We start from the raw sequence: 16939 nt of genomic DNA on the forward strand, positions 1-16939 counted from the left end.
GCTGTCCACCACCCAGCACGAGACCACCCTGACCCTGGGCCATCTCAAGGGCGGCCAGGACAACGTGCGCGAGGGCGAGCGGGGCTTTGGTGTGGAACTGTCCACGCAGGCCCAGGGTGCACTGCGCGCCGGCCGTGGCCTGCTGCTGACCACTGAGCCGGGTACGCCGCAGCTGGCGGCGCCGCAGGCACTGAGCCAGTTGCAGGAAAGCCAGCAGCTGCTGCAGCAGCTGGCCGAGTCGGCAGGCAAGCAGCAGGCGCAGCTGCCTGGCGAGGCGGCCGAACTGCCGGTAGACACGACGCTGACCGAACTGCAGGAGACCCTGCGCGCGACCCACAGTGGCAGCGCGGCGGGCAGCATTGCCGGTGGCGACGGTGAAGCGCCGGGCTGGAGTGCGCCGGTCCTGCTGGGCAGTGGCGTGGCCGGCGTGCTGAGCCTGACCCCGGCCGACCAGGTGTGGGTGAGTGGCACCCACACCACGCTGGCCAGCGGCGTGGCGCTGAACTGGATGACCCAGGGCTCCTTGACGATGGCCGTCGCCGGCGGGCTGGTGCTGTACACCGCCGGCATGGAACCCAGCGGCGAGAGCCCGAACCAGGAGCGCGGGATCGCGCTGCATGCGGCACAGGGCAAGGTGAGTGCGCGTGCGCACAAGAACCAGGCGATCGTGGCGGCCAAGACGCAGGTACGCATCGCGAGCACCGAAGCGGACGTGCAGCTGTCGGCGCCGAGCAAGCATCTGCTGGCGACGGCGGCCGGGGCCTACATCCGGATCGAGGGCGACAACATCGAACTGGGCGCGCCGGGCAAGGTGGAATTCAAGGCGAGCCAGAGGGAATGGCTGGGGCCGGCGAGTGTGGTGGGGGAGGCGAAGGTGCCAGATGGTTCACACAAGGCATGCGAGTATCGCGTGCGTGCAGCGGAACAGTCGGGCGCCGGCTTGGTCCCACTGGGAGCCTGAGAGATGCAACTCGATCACCGGCTATTCGAAGCTCATCAGTATGCGTTGATCAATCCACTCCAGATCGATCGACGTATCGCCAAGCTTTGGCCATGCGAACCCATCGTTCCCAAGGAGCTCCTTGGGCAGAAGCATCTTCTTCCCTATCTAATCAGACTGGAAGAAATTGAGCCTGATGCGCGTCTAGCGGCACTTGATGAAACTGTGCACTACGCACGCGATCATGACCGCATCCCATTCTCGGCGTTGCTGAAATGCAATGCCGACAGTCAGCGAGTCCGAAATCACTTGGCTCGTATGATGGTGAGAAAATTTGATGGTGAGAAGATGCTATTCAGATACTACGATCCTCGTGTCTGGAACGCGCTGAAGTGGATTCTCTTGTCGTCGCAGCTGGATGCATTGCTTGGTCCCATCAATGCCTGGACCGCAACCGTGGACAAGGGCGCGCGGTGGCAATCATACGAAAACAGTGGTTGTAACAAGGATGGGATGCATCTAACGTCCGATCAGCTGTACGCGATTTCCTCGTTGGCTTCTGTTAACAGGGTGATCGATCGGTTGCATCGAGAGGGTGGGAGCATTGAGGGTGCTGGGCTTTCGAGACGTGTCTTTGACGAGATGGAGAAGGCCGGCGAGTGCGGGCTGACAGACCCTGACGATAAGGAAGCGCATGCATTTGCTTCAGTATTTCAATCACCCGAAGTTCATAACACGCCGCGGTATCAAGAGGCTCTTCGGATCGCCTGCTTAGAGCCTGGCGCGTTCCGCAGTGCCGTCAGCGACCCCTCCGACGAAGAGGTGGATGAACCTTCATTGGAGCAGACAGAACAAGGAGCTTGGCAGCATGGATAAGAGGCCGACACAGTCGTGTGACCCCGCGAAGAAGTGTGATGTCTGCGATCAGGTCGGCTTGCCGATTCTTCCGATCAGATACGCCATCTGCCGTTCAGACGTCAAGGAAATGTGGCAAGGGCCAAGGCTGGGAGGAGGGTTTGGAAAGGATGTGGCCAGTGTCACCCTTCCGGCCAGTGAGGCTCACTACACGTTGCGACTTGCCCGCCAAGGGTATCTTTATGTATTCAACGAGATCCGTGGCGAATGGAAGGGCTATCAGATCACCAGCGACTCCTATCTCTTGGAGTTCGATCCGCATGCGGCTCCTCCACCGCAGGAAGAGTTTCAACCTACATGCGCGCGAATGGCCGATTCGCAGGTGGCCCGCTTCGTTATCATCCCCGACCCCAAGCGAGCTGGAAAAGTTTGGTTTGGCTTCTCGGAGGCTCCATGGACGAAAGAGATCATGGAGCGAAATCGAAAATCCAGCGAGCGCAAGAAGCACATGCGCTGTATTGATGTCCAGATGTGGCTCAAAGGAAAGTCGCTGGATCACGTGGGAAGTGCGGCTGACGCCCCCTCCATGGTCAGCGAGTTCAAGTTTGGCAAGAGGGTAAAATCCGAGTCTGAAGTGAAGATCCCTATGCTCCCCTCAAGTCCGCCACCGGCTGCGGACCCTGGGAAGCCCCGAATTGTGGATCGTGCAGTTGAGACGATCCTCGAAGTCGTTGATGTGTATGCTAATCCTGGCTTTTCGTTCTCCTTTGCGCCTTTTTCAAGGTGTAAACAGGATGTGCCAGGAATGGAGGCATGGCTTCAGAAGAGCTCTTTGTCTGCGCGTCCGATGATGGTTGCGTTGAATGATCCCGCAGGAATAGCGCAGGAGCTTTCCGCACTTATTCGGCAGAAGACCCGAGAGTTCGAAGAGGAAGATGACAGGGGGTGGAAGCATGCAACCTCAGTGGCGATCCGCGGAATCCGGCAGGCAATTGAGGATCAGGCGGCCGCAGAGAAGCTGAGCTCCGTACGTGCCAGCGCGTACACCGGGCGCGCGGCGATGGAGCTGTATGCGGCGGGAATCACTAAAATGCGTGAGGAGTTGACGGCCGAAGAAGACAAGAGGGCCAGGGACTCCGCATGGGATCGCTACCGTGATGATTACAGCCAGCAAGCGCTTGATAGGTTTGACAAAAGCCTCATGCCGGAAATGGAGCGATACATCGCTTCGCACCTGAACCCGATTGCCCAGAGTTTCGTTCGCTGGTACAGGAACGACGATTTCAGGACTTGGCTGGCATGTAATCACCTTGATGAACTGTCATATAGTTCAATGAGATTGACGGAGATCGTCGATAGTTCGCTTGAAGGTGTTGTTGGATTTGACTGTGTGCAGGCTGCGCTTCTGGAGGATCTCGCTGGTCGTTTTCAGGACATCAAGAACTGCACTGTTCGAGCGTTGACGCTCAATGACAAGATCGCGGCGGAGGTTATTGAGAAGCAATCCAAGACATTCTTGAGCAATTCAGATAACCCCGGTGCTTGGTCCAACATATTCAAGGCATATGCTCACGTCCTCGATCGAGGAGGTAGCAAGCCCCAGGAACTGCAACAGGGGTTAGGCCTGGTTGCAGGTCTTGTCTTCAAGACGTCTGGGATGTTTGTTACAGCCCTAACCAAGGCAGGATCAACTGTCGCAAAGGCAGGCATCAATATCGCTATTTCTACGGCGACGAGGAACAATCTGGTCGGCCTGCTCGGTGTTCTTTCGGGTAAGCGCATTCAGAGGGTCGGCATTCGTGCCTCGGAGCGTGAGATGGCGCACTTTCTGGTGGAGGCGCTCAGCGAGGGACAATCTGGTGTCAACAAGCGGGAGCTGAGGGCCCGTGTTGATCAGCATCTTCGACAGGAGCTCAGTGAGCGCAGTGGCGCAAGAGTCGCGACAGGCGATCGAAATGCGCGCGGCAGGAAGGTCTTCGAGTGGGCCTTGTTCTGGGATAAGGAAGCGATGGCAGCCGTCCGGAATGGACAACCGGGGGCTATGTCAAACATGCTGATGAGCGAAGATCAGGTGAGGGTCCTGGTGAGGAATCGCGCCGCGCAGTACACCGCTCCACGTGTGAGTTTAGACGTGCGTCTGGGGGTTGTGGGGCTGGTGCTGGACGCTTGGAATGTTGCGGATTCCTACGGCAAATTGGATGACGAAAAAGAGGGGCCGGGTGGGCGTCGCGATCTTAATCTAGGCGCCGCGCTTGCCGGCTTTGCGGGGACCAGTGTCGAGTTGACCGGGTTGGCTCTGGGCAAGTCGATGTGGGGGCGTGCCGCACTGTCCTCAGAGATTCGATTTGGCGCACTTCAAGCCTCCACCCGGGCGGGAATGGTAGGGTTCTTTGGAAAGCTGCTTGGGGCTGTGGGGGGTCTATTGGGCGCGGTAATCGACGGGTGGAAGGCTTATGACGCCTATAAGCGAAATGACGTTCCGATGGTTGCGTTTTATACCGTCACTGCGGTGTCAGGAGCGGTTGTCGCTGTTTTGATGTTGGCTGGCGTGATGACCGCTGGCGTGGGATTTATCGTGCTTTTGGTTCTGGGGCTTATCAGTATGCTCGGCGAGTGGCTAATTAATCTAATTCGGGATGATAAAATTGAGCGTTGGCTTGATATGACGCCATTCGGTGTTCATAACCATGGCTCGTTTGACTCGGTTGACGCACAGGTGGACGCATATAATGCAATGCTTCCCGCAGGAGCCTGACCGATGAGCCAGTTCGCAGGTTGGCTTGGACAGCGATACCGTAACAATCGCTCCTTGACGGATTACGAGATCGCTGCAGATGTTCGAAAATTCGATTCGTCAGGCGTCACGCCACTTGATCAGGGGATCGTGTACCTTGATGACGACTACATTGAGTACGTCGACCGCCATTTCCTCTATCGTGGCTGGGGCGCGATGTGGGGGTGCGTGATCCTCGGTCTTGTATTGGTTTTCGTTCTGGCATTTGTGTATGCAACTCTCGCGATGCACGCCGAGGGAAAGTCCATTAGTTCTGAGATGACGATTACGGTTGGCGTCCTCTCTGTCCTCATGCTCGGTTTCGCTGCCTTCACCTACCGGATGCTTCTTGGTAGAGATATATTCAGATATCAGTACTACCCCATCCGATTCGATAGGCGTGAGAGGAAAGTCCACATCTTCGCAGGGGGGCGAAGGGGCGTAATTTCAGTGCCATGGTCAAGTGTCAATTTCGTCATTGGGAGGGACAAGCCTCTTGGGCCGGATGAAGGTGCCACGTATGACCTGCGTGGATTGGTCATGAAGGGAGATCAGGTCGTCCATACCTTTGCAGTTGGTTCGGATAGCGGGTCCAATCCTGGCATCACGCTCGCACATTGGGAAATGATCAGGCGCTTCATGGAGGATGGCCGCTCTGCACTTCCGTTTCCTCCGCTTCAGCTGTACACATCGGTGGCGCCAACGTTGCGAAATGCATTCATCATCCATGTGTCTTCCGCTGGCGCGGGACTGATGTGGATAGCGCTGCCCGTTACATTGCCTTGGGCGCTATTCCGTTTCCTGACAATGAAATTGTGCCGCAGGCCAGTCTGGCCAGTGGGGGTGATCAGGCGCGAGGTATCTGACGACTCGGGCGCAGCTCCGCTCCGTGCACCCGTCGTATACGGACGCGTAAATCGCGTGGAAGGTCGTGCCGATGAAATGGAGCGCTTCTGGAAGGACTCGATCACGGCAGCCAAGGCCCGTAACGATGAGATTCGTCAGCAGCTGCAGGCAACCTCGTTGAATGCGTGAAGTGGGCGTTGGATGCATGGCGTGGCATTCTCGCTCAGACGAGTGAGCGAGGATCACGGATGTACAGCGGCTGGATGCGCAGTTTCCCGACGGATCGCTTTCTCTCGGCGCAGGAGAGCGCCTCGCGTTTCGATCCTCGGATCGCCGAGGATGTCGCACCTGACGAACGTGCGTCGTTGGTTCATTTCAACTCGACCTACATCGATCTGATCGACCGAAGGTTCCGCCTGCGCGGAATGGTCTCGACCACCATGGTCCTGCTGGGGACACTGGCCCTGTTCCTGTTCGGTTTCTTCCTGCTTTTCACGCTGGTGATCCCGAACCTGGAAGGCGACTTCTGGGACTGGGTGATGTACGCCATGGTCGGCGTGTGCGTGGTCGGTGCCCCGGTGCTGTTCTGGCACACGACGCTGCGCTACGAGTTCTTCACCTATGTCTGGTATCCGACACGGTTCAACCGGCGCAACCGGACGGTCTACTTCTTCACGGGTGGGGAAGAGGGCGCTGTATCCGTCCCATGGGATGAGGCCGTGTTCTACATCGGGCAGGGGACCAGCCAGGCGTTCCTGCGCGACCTGCGCTGCAGCATCCTCGAGGATCGGGTGATCAAGCGCACCTTCGCGGTGGGCCACTACTTCGATGACGAACAGAAGATCCGCGGCATCTGGGAGTTCATTCGCCGCTACATGGAGCAGGGGCCGGCAGAGGTGGTCGATACCATCGAGGGTCGCCAGATGAATCTGTCCGTGACGCCGTCATGGCGCAACTGCTACCTGTTCGTGGTGGCCAGTCTCGGTCCCAGCCTGCTGGGCGCACGCTTCATCCTGATGCCCTTGCTGCTGCCCCTGGTGTTGTGCCGATGGCTGGTCCTTCGATCCTGCCGCGCGCCCGTGTGGCCACAGTGGGTGGAAGACGAGTGCGCAATCGATGCCAACGATCCTCTTCGGCTCGTGGAATCCGAGGTGATGGCGCAGTTCGAGCCGGATCGGCGTCCGCTCTGAGCGGGCCTCTGCGGCAGCTCCCTGCCTGCGTCAGCAGGCAGGGCTCGGGATCACATCGCCGGGCAGGCCGGATCCTTGCCGCTCACCGCCGCACAGATCCTGCGCCGGCAGTCCACGCCTTTCAGTGACGTAGGGCTGGGGCAGCTGCGCAGCTGCGCCTGGATGTTGGATTCGGTCGAGGCGGACTTCTTGCTGGCCACGCGCTCGAACGCGGCGCGCTCGTCTTCGGCGCGTTTGCGCTGGTCTGCTTCGATCTGGGCGATCAGATCATCCATGCTTTGAGGCTGGGCCTTGGCTTTTGCCTTGGCCTTGTCCTCTTCCTTGATGATGCCGAGCAGGGTGCCGAGCAGATTTTCATCGCCCTTGCCTGCGGTACCGGCGGCGCGACTGCTGCGTTCACCCGGCTGGGCGCCCCGTGCCCGCGTCGTTGCAGCGGTGCCGGTGGTTGCGGCAGCGCCCGCAGCAGCGGTTGCCGCGTCAGCGGCAGGAGCGGGTGGGCTCCCGGCGGTGGCCGGCAGCGCCGGCTCAGACGGAGAAGCGGGCGCATCGACGATCATCGCGGCGCCTTCACCCGGTGCCACCGACGGGGCGTCCGGGTGCCCGGTCACATGGCCGGTGTCGGGTGTCAGTGAATACTCGGACGGGTCGCTGTAGTCATTACTACCGGACAGACCCCAGGCGGTCAGCCCGGCGATGACGACCACGGCACTGGCCAATGCCAGCCACAGGACCGTACGGCGTTTGCCGCTGGACGGCGCGCGTGCGGCACGTGGCGACGCGGTTGCCTGCCGGCCCTCCATGTCTGCCAGAATACGGCCCGAATTCGGGGCCTGGCCCTTTGCCTGCGCTCCCCCTGAGAGCAGACTTGGCCGATTGATTCCGCCATTATTCAAGTGCATCCAGCCCTTGGTTTGAGTCGGCAACTGCCGAAGCGAATTTGCGCATTCTTAGTGAAAGCGGTTGGGGCGTCAACCAGATCGCGTGTCAGGGAGGACCGGTGTTGCCAATCGTGGTTGCTGCCATTGCCGTCGTACTGTTGGTGGCTGGCGTGTGCTGGGTACTGTTGTTCCCCGAGACGGTCGAATCGCTGCGTCAGGCGATCGCGAAGCGTCTGGGCGGATTCCGTCGTCGGGCGGGGCAGGTCGGTGACCGGGTCGGCCACGGCGCCACCCGCGTGCGCAGTGGGGTTCGTGAAGAGGTCGGAGCCGTGCACGGCGCACTGCGGCGCCACTGGCTCATTCTGGTTGTCGCCGCAGCGTTGCTGCTGATTCCTCCAATTGTGATATTCGTCACGCGGCAGACCGTGGTGCTGGAGGATTTCAGGGGCGATGATCTGGCGGAATCGAGTTCGATGGTCGCCCAGCTGCTACGCGGGGAGCGGCTGACGCCGCCACCGCCGCCGCCGCCGGAGGTGTTCACCACTGCCGAAGTGCGTCGTCTGCGGCCTGAAATCGTCACGGCTGATCGCAAATGGGGTCAGATCGATCCCGATCTGCAGCAGCGCGTGCTGGCCATCTATGAGGTGATGCGACGCCAGTACGGTTACGAAATGGTGCTGATCGAAGGCTATCGCAGTCCGCAGCGGCAGGCCGAACTGATGGCCGGTGGCAAGGCGACCCGGGCCGGTGCCTGGCAGAGCTGCCACCAGTATGGGCTGGGCGTGGACAGCGCACCCATCCGCGATGGCAAGCTGCAATGGGACATGGAAGATCCGTGGACCCGGCGTGGGTACTTCCTGTACGGCGAGCTGGCTGAACAGGCGGGCCTGGACTGGGGCGGAAACTGGCGGAGCATCAAGGACTATGTTCACGTGGAAATGACGGACCGCTGCCGCGCCGCCCGGGTGGCAAAGCGCGAGGAACTGTCCCGTCAAGGGTGATAACCGCACGGCGGTACTGGTATGGTTACGCCGATGGCCTGCGTCGTCGGGGGAACCGGGGGGCGATGGAACGCCGGGTCACACATGGATCAAGGAGCATGATGGATGGCACGACCGTTTATCGTCGTCGGTGACCCGCTCAGCCACGGAGGGACCGTGGTGGCGGGCACCGGACAGACCGACATCAATGGCAGGCCGGTGGCGCGCGTCGGTGATCGTGCGTTGTGCGCCGTGCACGGCGCCACCACGATTGTCAGTGGCGACGCGACAGTGCTCATCGACGGTCAGCCGGTGGCGCGCGACGGCGACCGCACCGCGTGTGGAGCGACGCTGGTCGCTTCACAGGCCATGACCGGTCTGCGTTGACCTGCGCGGTCGACAGGAGCAGCGCATGGAGCAGGGCAACTGATGGCAGGATGGCTGGGCAAAGCAGCTTCGGTGGTGATGATCTTCGTCGCCACCTGGGGCGCGACGATTCTCTACTGGCGCAACAGCGGCACGGTACCGACCGGCATGCAGATGCTGGCCTACCTGGGCCTGCTGCCCGTCGGCCTGAGCGGTGCCGGCTTCATGCTGCGTGGCGCCGCGCGCCGTGGCGTCGATGCGGCGCTGGACAAGGCTGCGGCCAACGATGGGGAGCCGGTCAAGGGCAAAGGCGAAGCCGTCGCGACGAAGGTGATGGTGCCGCCGTCGGTGGCGTTGATTGCCGGTGGCCTCAGGCTGGGTGTGGATCTGGATGCCCAATCATGGCTGGCTGCTGCCGCTGCGCCGCCGCGTCCGACGCTCGATGGCCGCTTCCGCGACAATTACAACCTGCCGGTGCGCATGAGCGCGGCGCAGGACCTCGATGAGTTCCTGGTGCTGCAGGCCCGTCAGGACGGCATCGACACCGCAGCCCACGAACGGCGTGCGCTTGCCCTGCTGCAGCCGGTGCTGGAGGAACTGCTGGAGGCAGCATCCGCGGCGCTGCCGGAAATCATGGCTTCCGAGGAAGTGGTGGTGGCCGGTCTGCGACGTCGCGACGAACAGCGCGTGGAGAACGTACTGAGCGTCGAGCTGCTGGTGCCGGGCAGCTGGTCCGATGCGCTGCGCCCCTGGGTGCAGACATGGCTGCTGGAGCAGGCGCGGATGGCAGGCATCGATGCGCGCCGCTTCGATGTCCGGGTCACCTCGCTGGACGGCGCACGCGAGGTGTGGCCGCACCTGCAACGGGTGATCGACGCACTGGATCAGGGCGAGCCACGCTGGCACCTGCTGGTGTCCGCGTCTTCTTCGATCGATGCCGCCATCGTTTCCTCATGGCAGTCCTCCGGTGTGCTGGCAACCGCACAGAATCCGGATGGCCGCATACCGGGCGAGGGTGCTGCCGGCGTCCTGCTGGCGAGCCGGGGCGTTGCCCATGAAGGCGACGCGCGGCTGTGGCGCCCGCAACTGGTACGCGCCGAGCAGATCGAGGCAACCCGGCCGGCCGAACAGCGCCGTCAGCTGGCGACGCTCGCTGCGCAGTGGCAGCAGACGCTGGGCCTGGAGGGCGCACAGGCCCAGTTCGTGCTGCATGATGCCGATCACCGGGGCGATCTGATGGTCGATGCCGCCGCCATCACGGCGTCGCTGGCTCCCGACCTGGACTTCAGTCCGCAGAGCCTGGCGCTGGCGATCAGCGCAGGCGAACTGGGCCCGGTGCTGCCGTTGGCGCAGCTGGCACTGGCCCGCGCACAGCTTGACCGCCAGGCCGAGCCGGTGCTGTTGCTCGGCGTGGCCGACAACCAGCAGCGACTGTTCGGCCTGGTCGACCCTCTTCCTTCCCCGACGCAGGCGGCCGATGCGCCGTCGGCCCCCTGACTTCCTGGATCCCTGCATGAGTTTGAGCAATTTCAGCTACTACCTGCGCGACTACCGTCTCTGGATGGTGCTCGGCCTGGTCGGTGCCGCTGCGCTGGCCCACTACGGTGAGGCCGAAGCACGGCAGATCGGCATCTGGGTGGCCATCGTGCTGGCCGGCCTGCTGGTGCTGGCGCTGCTGGTCTGGATCGTGAAGCGGATCCTGGCCCGTCGCGCGGCCAAGCGCGTGGAGGCGATGGTCAAGGATGAGGCGGACAAGGCGGTAGCCACCGCTCAACCCGCCCAGCGTGCCGATACCGAGGCGCTGCGCACGCGCATGATGGACGCGGTCAAGCAGATCAAGTCCTCGCGGATGGGCGTGCTGAAGGGCAACGCCGCGCTGTACGAGCTGCCGTGGTACGTGATCATCGGCAATCCGGCTGCGGGCAAGAGTACGGCCATCCTCAATTCCGGCCTGCAGTTCCCGTTCGAGGACAACCGCGGCAACGTGGTGCAGGGCATCGGTGGTACCCGCAACTGCGACTGGTACTTCACCACCAACGGTATCGTGCTCGACACCGCTGGCCGCTACTCGGTCAGCGTCGAGGACCGCATGGAGTGGCTGACCTTCCTCGGCCTGCTGAAGAAGAACCGCCCGCGCGCACCGATCAACGGCGTGATCATCGCCGCCAGCCTGGCCGAGCTGTCCGGCAGCAAGCCGGAGTTCGCGATCGAGCTGGCCAAGAACCTGCGCCAGCGCGTGCAGGAAATCACCGAGCGGCTGGAAGTGTTCGCGCCGGTGTACGTGCTGTTCACCAAGGCCGACCTCATCGCCGGTTTCAGCGAGTTCTTCCGCAACCTCGATCCCGGCGAGCGCGAGCATGTGTGGGGTGCGACGCTGCCGTTCGACGTGCATCAGCAGGGCGACGCGCTGGCGGCATTCGACAGCCATTTCGACGAGCTGGCCGAAGGCATCAAGGAAATGAGCCTGACCCACATGGCGATGCAGCGTGGCCGTGAAGTCTCGCCTGGGCTGCTGTCGTTGCCGCTGGAGTTCGTCGGCATCAAGCCGGCGCTGCGCACCTTCATCGCTACGTTGTTCGAGGACAACCCCTACCAGTTCAAGCCGGTGTTCCGTGGCTTCTACTTCTCCAGCGCACTGCAGGAAGGGCGTTCGGTGCATCACGCGTCCGAACGCGTCGGCCGCCAGTTCAACCTGGAGCGCGGGTCCAATGTCGATGAGGCGCCGACCGGCCATACCGCGTTCTTCCTCAAGGACCTGTTCCGCAAGGTGATCTTCGCCGACAAGGAACTGGTCCGGCAGTATTCCAGCCCGCACCAGAACCGGCTGCGCTATGGCGTGTTCCTGGGCGCAGTGGGTGTGCTGGCACTGGCGCTGGGCCTGTGGACCTGGTCGTACACCACCAATGCCCAGCTGGTGGCCAATGCCACCAAGGACCTGGATCAGGCCGTGCGCGTGCAGAAGGACCGCATGGACCTGAAGTCGCGCATCGACGCCTTGCTTCTGCTGCAGGATCGCATGGAGCAGCTGGACCGTTATGGCAAGGAGGGCGGCATCACCACCCATCTGGGCCTGTACCAGGGCACCGCGATCCGCGAGAAGCTGCTGCGTGAGTACAACCACGGCATGCAGCAGGTGATGCTGGCGCCGACCGTCTCCAATCTGGAGAACTATCTCGGCCAGGTGGTCGCCGAGCGCGACAAGCTTGGCCAGGGCAGCAGCGCTGCTGCCGAGAGCGAGGTGCTGTATCAGAACGCATCGCCAACCAGTACCAACGATGCGTACAACGCACTGAAGACCTACCTGATGCTGGGTAACCCGAAGTACGTCGAAGGTGCTCACCTGTCGCAGCAGCTGACCCTGTTCTGGCGCACCTGGCTGGAGGCCAACCGCGGCCAGATGAGCCGTGAGGAGATGGTGCGCGCGGCCGAGAAGCTGATGACCTTCTATGTGGCGCAGGCGGGCCAGCCCAGCTGGCCGCAGATACAGAACAAGGTCACGCTGGTGTCCGACACGCGCCAGGCGCTGGGGCAGGTGATGAAGGGGCAGCCGGCGATGGAGCGCGTGTACGCGCAGATCAAGGCACGTGCCGGCGCCCGCTTCGGAACCACCACCGTCGACAGCCTGGTGGGTGTGGAGCGCAACGGGCGCCTGATCAACGGCAGCTATGCGATTTCCGGTGCGTTCACGCGCAAGGCGTGGGAAGAGTACGTAAAGGATGCGATCAAGGAAGCAGCCAATACCCAGCTGAGCACCACCGACTGGGTGCTGGGTACCACCGAGCAGAGCGATCTGTCGCTGGCCGGCAGCCCCGAGCATGTCTCGCGCGAGCTGGTGACCCTGTACAAGAACGACTACGCGCGCGAGTGGAGCAAGTTCGTGCAGGGCCTGAGCGTGGCCGAGTTCAGTACGTTCGACGAGGCGGTGGCCCGCATCAACAAGCTGGGTGATCCCGGCAACTCGCCGCTCCGTGTTCTGCTGGAGCGCATCAACGAGGAGACGGTATGGGACAACCCGCCGGCGCAGGCGCGTTCGAGCAAGGCGCGCAAGGGCTTCGTGGCCTGGTTCCAGCGCACCATCCTGCGCAAGGACCCGGCAGCGACGGCCGCCGCGCAGCCGGTGGGTCCGATCGGCAAGGCGTTCGAAGGCATCGCGCGGCTCACCAGTGAGCGCGGCGATCAGCCGGCAGTGATCACGGCCTACTTCGAGACACTGGGCAAACTGCGTGCGCGCCTGAATGCCATCAAGAGCCAGGGCGAAATCGGCGTGGGCACCCGCAAGCTGATGCAGGACACCTTCAGCAATGAAGGCTCCGAACTGAGCGCGGGCCTGGCGCTGGTCGACGAGCAGGTACTGACCGGGCTGGACGAGAAGCAGCGTGAAGCCCTGCGCCCGCTGCTGCTGCGCCCGTTGACCCAGACCTTCAGCGCCCTGATCCCGCCGACCGAAGATGAGGTCAACAAGACCTGGAAGGCGCAGGTCTATGACCCGTTCAAGGCACGCATCGGGCAGCAGTACCCGTTCAACCTCAACTCGGATGTGGATGCCGCACCGAGCGACATCGCCGGCATCTTCGGTGCCAGTGGCAGCATTGCCGCCTTCAACAAGGACGCGCTCGGCACGCTGGTGATCCAGCGCGGTCCGCTGCTGGAGACCCGCCGCTGGGCAGGGCAGGGTGTGAACCTGTCGGCTGAGCTGGTTGCCAACTATGGCAACTGGGTGAGCGGCTCTGCCGCCGGCGCGGCGCAGGACACCACGATCTTCGAGATCCTGCCGTCGCCGGCTGCCGGCGCGCTGGAGTACAGCATCGAGATCGATGGCCAGGTGCTTCGTTATCGCAATACCCCGCCGCAGTGGACCACCATGCAGTACCCGAACGCGGGTCAGGTGCCGGGCGTGAAGATCACGGCGGTGACCGGCGATGGTCGTACCGTGGAGGTATTCAGTGCACCGGGCGCGAACGGCTTCAACCGCCTGATGGCCGAAGGCGAATACGAGCGCCTGGATGATTCCAGCCGGATCACCTGGAACGGCAATGGTGTGGCCGTGACGGTGGAAATGCGCATCGTCCGCCGGGCCGGCAGCGGCAGCGAGGGCGGCGGTGACTGGCAGCGCGGCCTGCAGCTTCCCGAGCGGGTGGCCGGTGGTACCCCTGCCGCGCCCGCGCCGGCGGCCACCGCGCCTGCTGCGGCGCAGACCACGGGAGGTGCGCAATGAGCCGCGTCGTCAGTGCCGGAGTTTCCTACTTCGGCAAGGTGCCATCGCGCGGTGATTTCGTCCGTGCGGCCGACAATCACCAGCTGCTGGGCTGGCTGGACCGGTGGGCGGGCGAGAGCCTGGAACTGCTGAGCCAGAGCCCGGACTGGAAGCAGCGCTACGACGAGGCACCGGAGATTCACTACGCGTTCCTGGGTTCTCGCAGCAAGATGGTGCTGTGCGGGCACTTCCTGGCCAGCCGCGATTCCTCCGAACGCCGCTTCCCGCTGCTGTCCGCGCTGCGCCTGGATGCGCCAGAACCGTTGCCGTTCATCGGCCGCAGCCCGCTGGCGATGTCCAACGCCTGGTCAGGACTGGCCCGCCTGGCACGCCAGGCCTACCAGGAAAGCGACGCGGCGCAGGCGCTGGCGCAGCTGGCGGACGCACGTTTCAGCATCAGCACCGATCCCGGTGACTACAACGGCAGCTTCCAGGACTTCCTGGAGAGCACCTCCGTGGCAGACCTCGAGTCGCGCCTGCGCGATTCCGGTCACGGCGAGGTGGCGCTGCGACAGGTGCTGCCGGCACTGGGCCTGCTGCTGCAGCCGGTGCTCAGCGGGGGCGATGTCAACATCGACAAGGCGCTGGTGTTTCCGCTGGTCCGTGACCCGGCCTATCGCCCACTGGTGGCGGCATTCTGGCTGGATCTGCTGTCCAGCTTCGTCTCCCGCGGCGATTTCGAACTGGCGGTGCTGATCCGCAACGACGCTGCGCCGAGCATGATCGTCGGTTTCAACGGCGCCGACCGCCAGGTGCTGCGTGCGGTGCTGGACCCGGCGGAAGCCGGCGACTTCCTGATCCGGATCCAGCATTCGGAATGGGTGGACGACTATCTGCGCGGCGATTACAACCTCAACCGCTTCGGCAGCTTCCTCGACCGTGACGATCTGGCCCTGGCCACCGCACGCAAGCTGTTCGGCGAGACTTTCCTGGGAACCTGATGATGCGCTTGTGCAACCCTCTCTCCCTTGCGTTGCCGCTGCTGCTCGCAGCCGTGCCGCTGGCCGCGCAGAACGCGCCTGCTGCGGCACAGGCTGCCACCGAACGACCGGTGGTGATCGAAGGCGTGGTGCCTGACCAGGCGACCAAGGCCAAGCTGCTGAACAATCTGCGTGCCGTGTATGGCGCCGAGCGCGTGGTCGACCGCATCCAGGTCGAAACGATCGCGACCCCACCGAACTGGGGCGATTACGTGGCGGGCATGATCAATCCCGGCTTGAAGCGGGTGTCGCCCGGCAAGCTGGAAGTGAACGGACAGGCAGTGCGGATCACCGGTGAGGTCGGCAACGAAGCGCTGCGGCAGCAGGTGGCCAGCGACCTGAGTCTGGCCAGCAATACCAGTTACACCGTGACCAACGCGCTGAAGGTCGGCTCGCAGCAGAACGTGCTGGACCAGACGCTGGCCAACCGCATCATCGAGTTCCAGAGTGGCAGTGCGCGTCTGACCCCGTTCGGCATGAGCATCCTCGACGAGATGGTCGCCAAGATGGCGCAGATGCCGGACAGCCGCTTCCTGATCATCGGCCATACCGACAATGTCGGGCAGCGCGAATCGAACCTGGCGCTCAGCCACGCGCGTGCGCTGTCGGTGAAGAACTACATGGTGTCCAAGGGCATTCCGGGCAGCCACATGGATGTCGTCGGCAAGGGACCGGACGAGCCGGTGGCGGACAACACCAGCAACGATGGCCGCGCACGCAATCGGCGCATCGAGTTCAAGATCCAGTAAACATGACGGGGATCGGGCCAGACCCGATCCCCGCATGAGCGGGATCCGCAGGCAGATTAGTCTTCTGGATTGACGTCCAGCATCTCTTCCATCTGTTCCAGCGTGCCGTGGTCCTTGATGACGCGCTTGAGCCAGACATGCAGCGGCATCTCGCCCCAGCGTGCGGCCTTCTCGGCGAGATAGGCCACGGGGCTGTGCGGTTCGGTCCGACGGAAGAACTCAGCGACCTGGCGCAGCTGCTGCAGCGCTTCCTTGCGCGAGCCGGGTGCACCCGCAGGGCCACGCGGTGCTGTCACCGGGGCCGCTTCGGTCGCGGGCGCCTCATGGCCGAACGATGCATCTTCAAAATCGTCGGAGGAGGCTTCTGTTTCGCCATCGAGCAACACCCCGGCTTCGCGTGCGAAGCGCAGCACGGTGCGCTGCAGGTGTTCAAGCTGCTCACGCACCGCGCTGAAGCTTGGGCCATCCAGCCCCAGGCGGTTGTCGACCGCGGCCTGCAGTTCGGCCAGGGCCTGGCTGCAGTCGGGCAGGTCGTCGGCCAGCTGCCGGTAGAACCCGTGCTGGGTATCGCGGCGGGCGGCAGTGAGAATGTCCAGGCCAGGGCGGCCGTCATCCTCTTCGCCGCTGTTGGCACGGGCATGGGCATGCTCGAAGTCGGCGAGGCTGAAACGCCCCTGTGGCGCGACGGCAATCGGCACGGAGCGCAACCATTGCAGCGAATTGGTCAGTAACCAGCTCAGGTTGCCGATGCGCTCTTCAAAATCGCCGTCAGGTGCCTGGGGATGCACGTCATCCCAGTAGCGGTCGCACAGGCCGGCGGTGAGCCGGTAGCCAGCGGCGAGGCCCTGGAATCCTTCCAGCTGGGTGGCGGCTTCGCTGAGCCAGCCTGCCAGCCGCAGGTCCTTGGTCCGGGTCTGCAGCAGGTCGGTGGCATCACGCAGCACGCTGCTCCAGTCAGCGTACTTGATGTCGGTCTGCCACGCCCCCTGGTCCAGGGTCGGGTCGTCGGCACGACGGTTTTCGATGATCCGATCGAATTCAGCCGAGAACGACAGGTCTTCACCGGTCGGCGCGTGTTCCGAAATCGGGGCCAGCAGGGCTTCCTGATCCAGCATGGCGGGTCTCGTT

The 16939-nt window shown here is 63.1% G+C and carries 13 protein-coding genes; 11 read left to right on the top strand and 2 right to left on the bottom strand.

Annotated elements, in window-relative coordinates:
- The 5 genes from ACVOME_RS01115 to ACVOME_RS01135 form a co-directional block, all read left to right on the top strand.
- The coding region (locus ACVOME_RS01115; protein WP_481504605.1) for a DUF2345 domain-containing protein at positions 1-961 on the top strand (961 nt) is incomplete at its 5' end.
- A gap of 3 nt (positions 962-964) precedes the next feature.
- Positions 965-1816, top strand: a complete 852-nt coding sequence (locus ACVOME_RS01120; RefSeq protein ID WP_481504606.1) for a DUF4123 domain-containing protein — start codon at positions 965-967, stop codon at positions 1814-1816.
- Positions 1809-4550: a T6SS effector BTH_I2691 family protein gene (locus tag ACVOME_RS01125; protein WP_164151847.1), complete on the top strand. Its 2742-nt coding sequence runs from the start codon at positions 1809-1811 to the stop codon at positions 4548-4550. Before ACVOME_RS01120 ends, ACVOME_RS01125 begins: the two co-directional genes overlap by 8 nt.
- Positions 4551-4553: 3 nt before the next feature.
- Positions 4554-5603, top strand: a complete 1050-nt coding sequence (locus tag ACVOME_RS01130; RefSeq protein ID WP_164151845.1) for a DUF6708 domain-containing protein — start codon at positions 4554-4556, stop codon at positions 5601-5603.
- Between the two features lie 59 nt (positions 5604-5662).
- The gene (locus ACVOME_RS01135) at positions 5663-6604 is read left to right on the top strand and encodes a DUF6708 domain-containing protein (RefSeq protein ID WP_481504607.1); all 942 of its coding nucleotides are present in this window, start codon (positions 5663-5665) and stop codon (positions 6602-6604) included.
- Positions 6605-6654: 50 nt separating this feature from the next.
- Here ACVOME_RS01135 and ACVOME_RS01140 read toward each other — a convergent pair whose 3' ends face one another.
- On the bottom strand, positions 6655-7404 hold the full coding sequence (locus ACVOME_RS01140; RefSeq protein ID WP_111185956.1) for a hypothetical protein: 750 nt from the start codon (positions 7402-7404) through the stop codon (positions 6655-6657).
- A 197-nt stretch (positions 7405-7601) separates the two neighbouring features.
- Here ACVOME_RS01140 and ACVOME_RS01145 point away from each other — a divergent pair, with 197 nt between their 5' ends.
- The 6 genes from ACVOME_RS01145 (at position 7602) to ACVOME_RS01170 (ending at position 15811) form a co-directional block, all read left to right on the top strand.
- Positions 7602-8483: a M15 family metallopeptidase gene (locus ACVOME_RS01145; RefSeq protein ID WP_239519783.1), complete on the top strand. Its 882-nt coding sequence runs from the start codon at positions 7602-7604 to the stop codon at positions 8481-8483.
- A 105-nt stretch (positions 8484-8588) separates the two neighbouring features.
- A complete protein-coding gene (locus ACVOME_RS01150; protein WP_053518398.1) occupies positions 8589-8849 on the top strand; it encodes a PAAR domain-containing protein in 261 nt (86 codons plus the stop codon).
- Positions 8850-8891: 42 nt separating this feature from the next.
- Positions 8892-10325: a hypothetical protein gene (locus tag ACVOME_RS01155; protein WP_346480171.1), complete on the top strand. Its 1434-nt coding sequence runs from the start codon at positions 8892-8894 to the stop codon at positions 10323-10325.
- A 16-nt stretch (positions 10326-10341) separates the two neighbouring features.
- Entirely contained in the window at positions 10342-14043 is a 3702-nt protein-coding gene (gene tssM, locus ACVOME_RS01160; protein WP_263174660.1) for a type VI secretion system membrane subunit TssM, read from the top strand.
- The gene (gene tagF / locus ACVOME_RS01165) at positions 14040-15023 is read left to right on the top strand and encodes a type VI secretion system-associated protein TagF (RefSeq protein ID WP_053518394.1); all 984 of its coding nucleotides are present in this window, start codon (positions 14040-14042) and stop codon (positions 15021-15023) included. Before tssM ends, tagF begins: the two co-directional genes overlap by 4 nt.
- 2 nt (positions 15024-15025) lie before the next feature.
- A complete protein-coding gene (locus ACVOME_RS01170) occupies positions 15026-15811 on the top strand; it encodes an OmpA family protein (protein ID WP_111185953.1) in 786 nt (261 codons plus the stop codon).
- A 56-nt stretch (positions 15812-15867) separates the two neighbouring features.
- Here ACVOME_RS01170 and tssA read toward each other — a convergent pair whose 3' ends face one another.
- Positions 15868-16926, bottom strand: coding sequence for a type VI secretion system protein TssA (gene tssA, locus ACVOME_RS01175; RefSeq protein ID WP_065182766.1), 1059 nt, complete (start codon positions 16924-16926; stop codon positions 15868-15870).
- Positions 16927-16939: the final 13 nt, after the last annotated feature.

It is taken from the genome of Stenotrophomonas sp. STEN008, assembly GCF_056760435.1.

Coding starts and splice junctions, on each gene's coding strand:
- tssM (WP_263174660.1), top strand. CDS start 10,342: ATGAGTTTGAGCAATTTCAGCTACTACCTGCGCGACTACCGTCTCTGG.
- ACVOME_RS01140 (WP_111185956.1), bottom strand. CDS start 7,404: ATGGAGGGCCGGCAGGCAACCGCGTCGCCACGTGCCGCACGCGCGCCG.
- tagF (WP_053518394.1), top strand. CDS start 14,040: ATGAGCCGCGTCGTCAGTGCCGGAGTTTCCTACTTCGGCAAGGTGCCA.
- ACVOME_RS01135 (WP_481504607.1), top strand. CDS start 5,663: ATGTACAGCGGCTGGATGCGCAGTTTCCCGACGGATCGCTTTCTCTCG.
- ACVOME_RS01120 (WP_481504606.1), top strand. CDS start 965: ATGCAACTCGATCACCGGCTATTCGAAGCTCATCAGTATGCGTTGATC.
- ACVOME_RS01155 (WP_346480171.1), top strand. CDS start 8,892: ATGGCAGGATGGCTGGGCAAAGCAGCTTCGGTGGTGATGATCTTCGTC.
- ACVOME_RS01170 (WP_111185953.1), top strand. CDS start 15,026: ATGCGCTTGTGCAACCCTCTCTCCCTTGCGTTGCCGCTGCTGCTCGCA.
- ACVOME_RS01125 (WP_164151847.1), top strand. CDS start 1,809: ATGGATAAGAGGCCGACACAGTCGTGTGACCCCGCGAAGAAGTGTGAT.
- tssA (WP_065182766.1), bottom strand. CDS start 16,926: ATGCTGGATCAGGAAGCCCTGCTGGCCCCGATTTCGGAACACGCGCCG.
- ACVOME_RS01150 (WP_053518398.1), top strand. CDS start 8,589: ATGGCACGACCGTTTATCGTCGTCGGTGACCCGCTCAGCCACGGAGGG.
- ACVOME_RS01130 (WP_164151845.1), top strand. CDS start 4,554: ATGAGCCAGTTCGCAGGTTGGCTTGGACAGCGATACCGTAACAATCGC.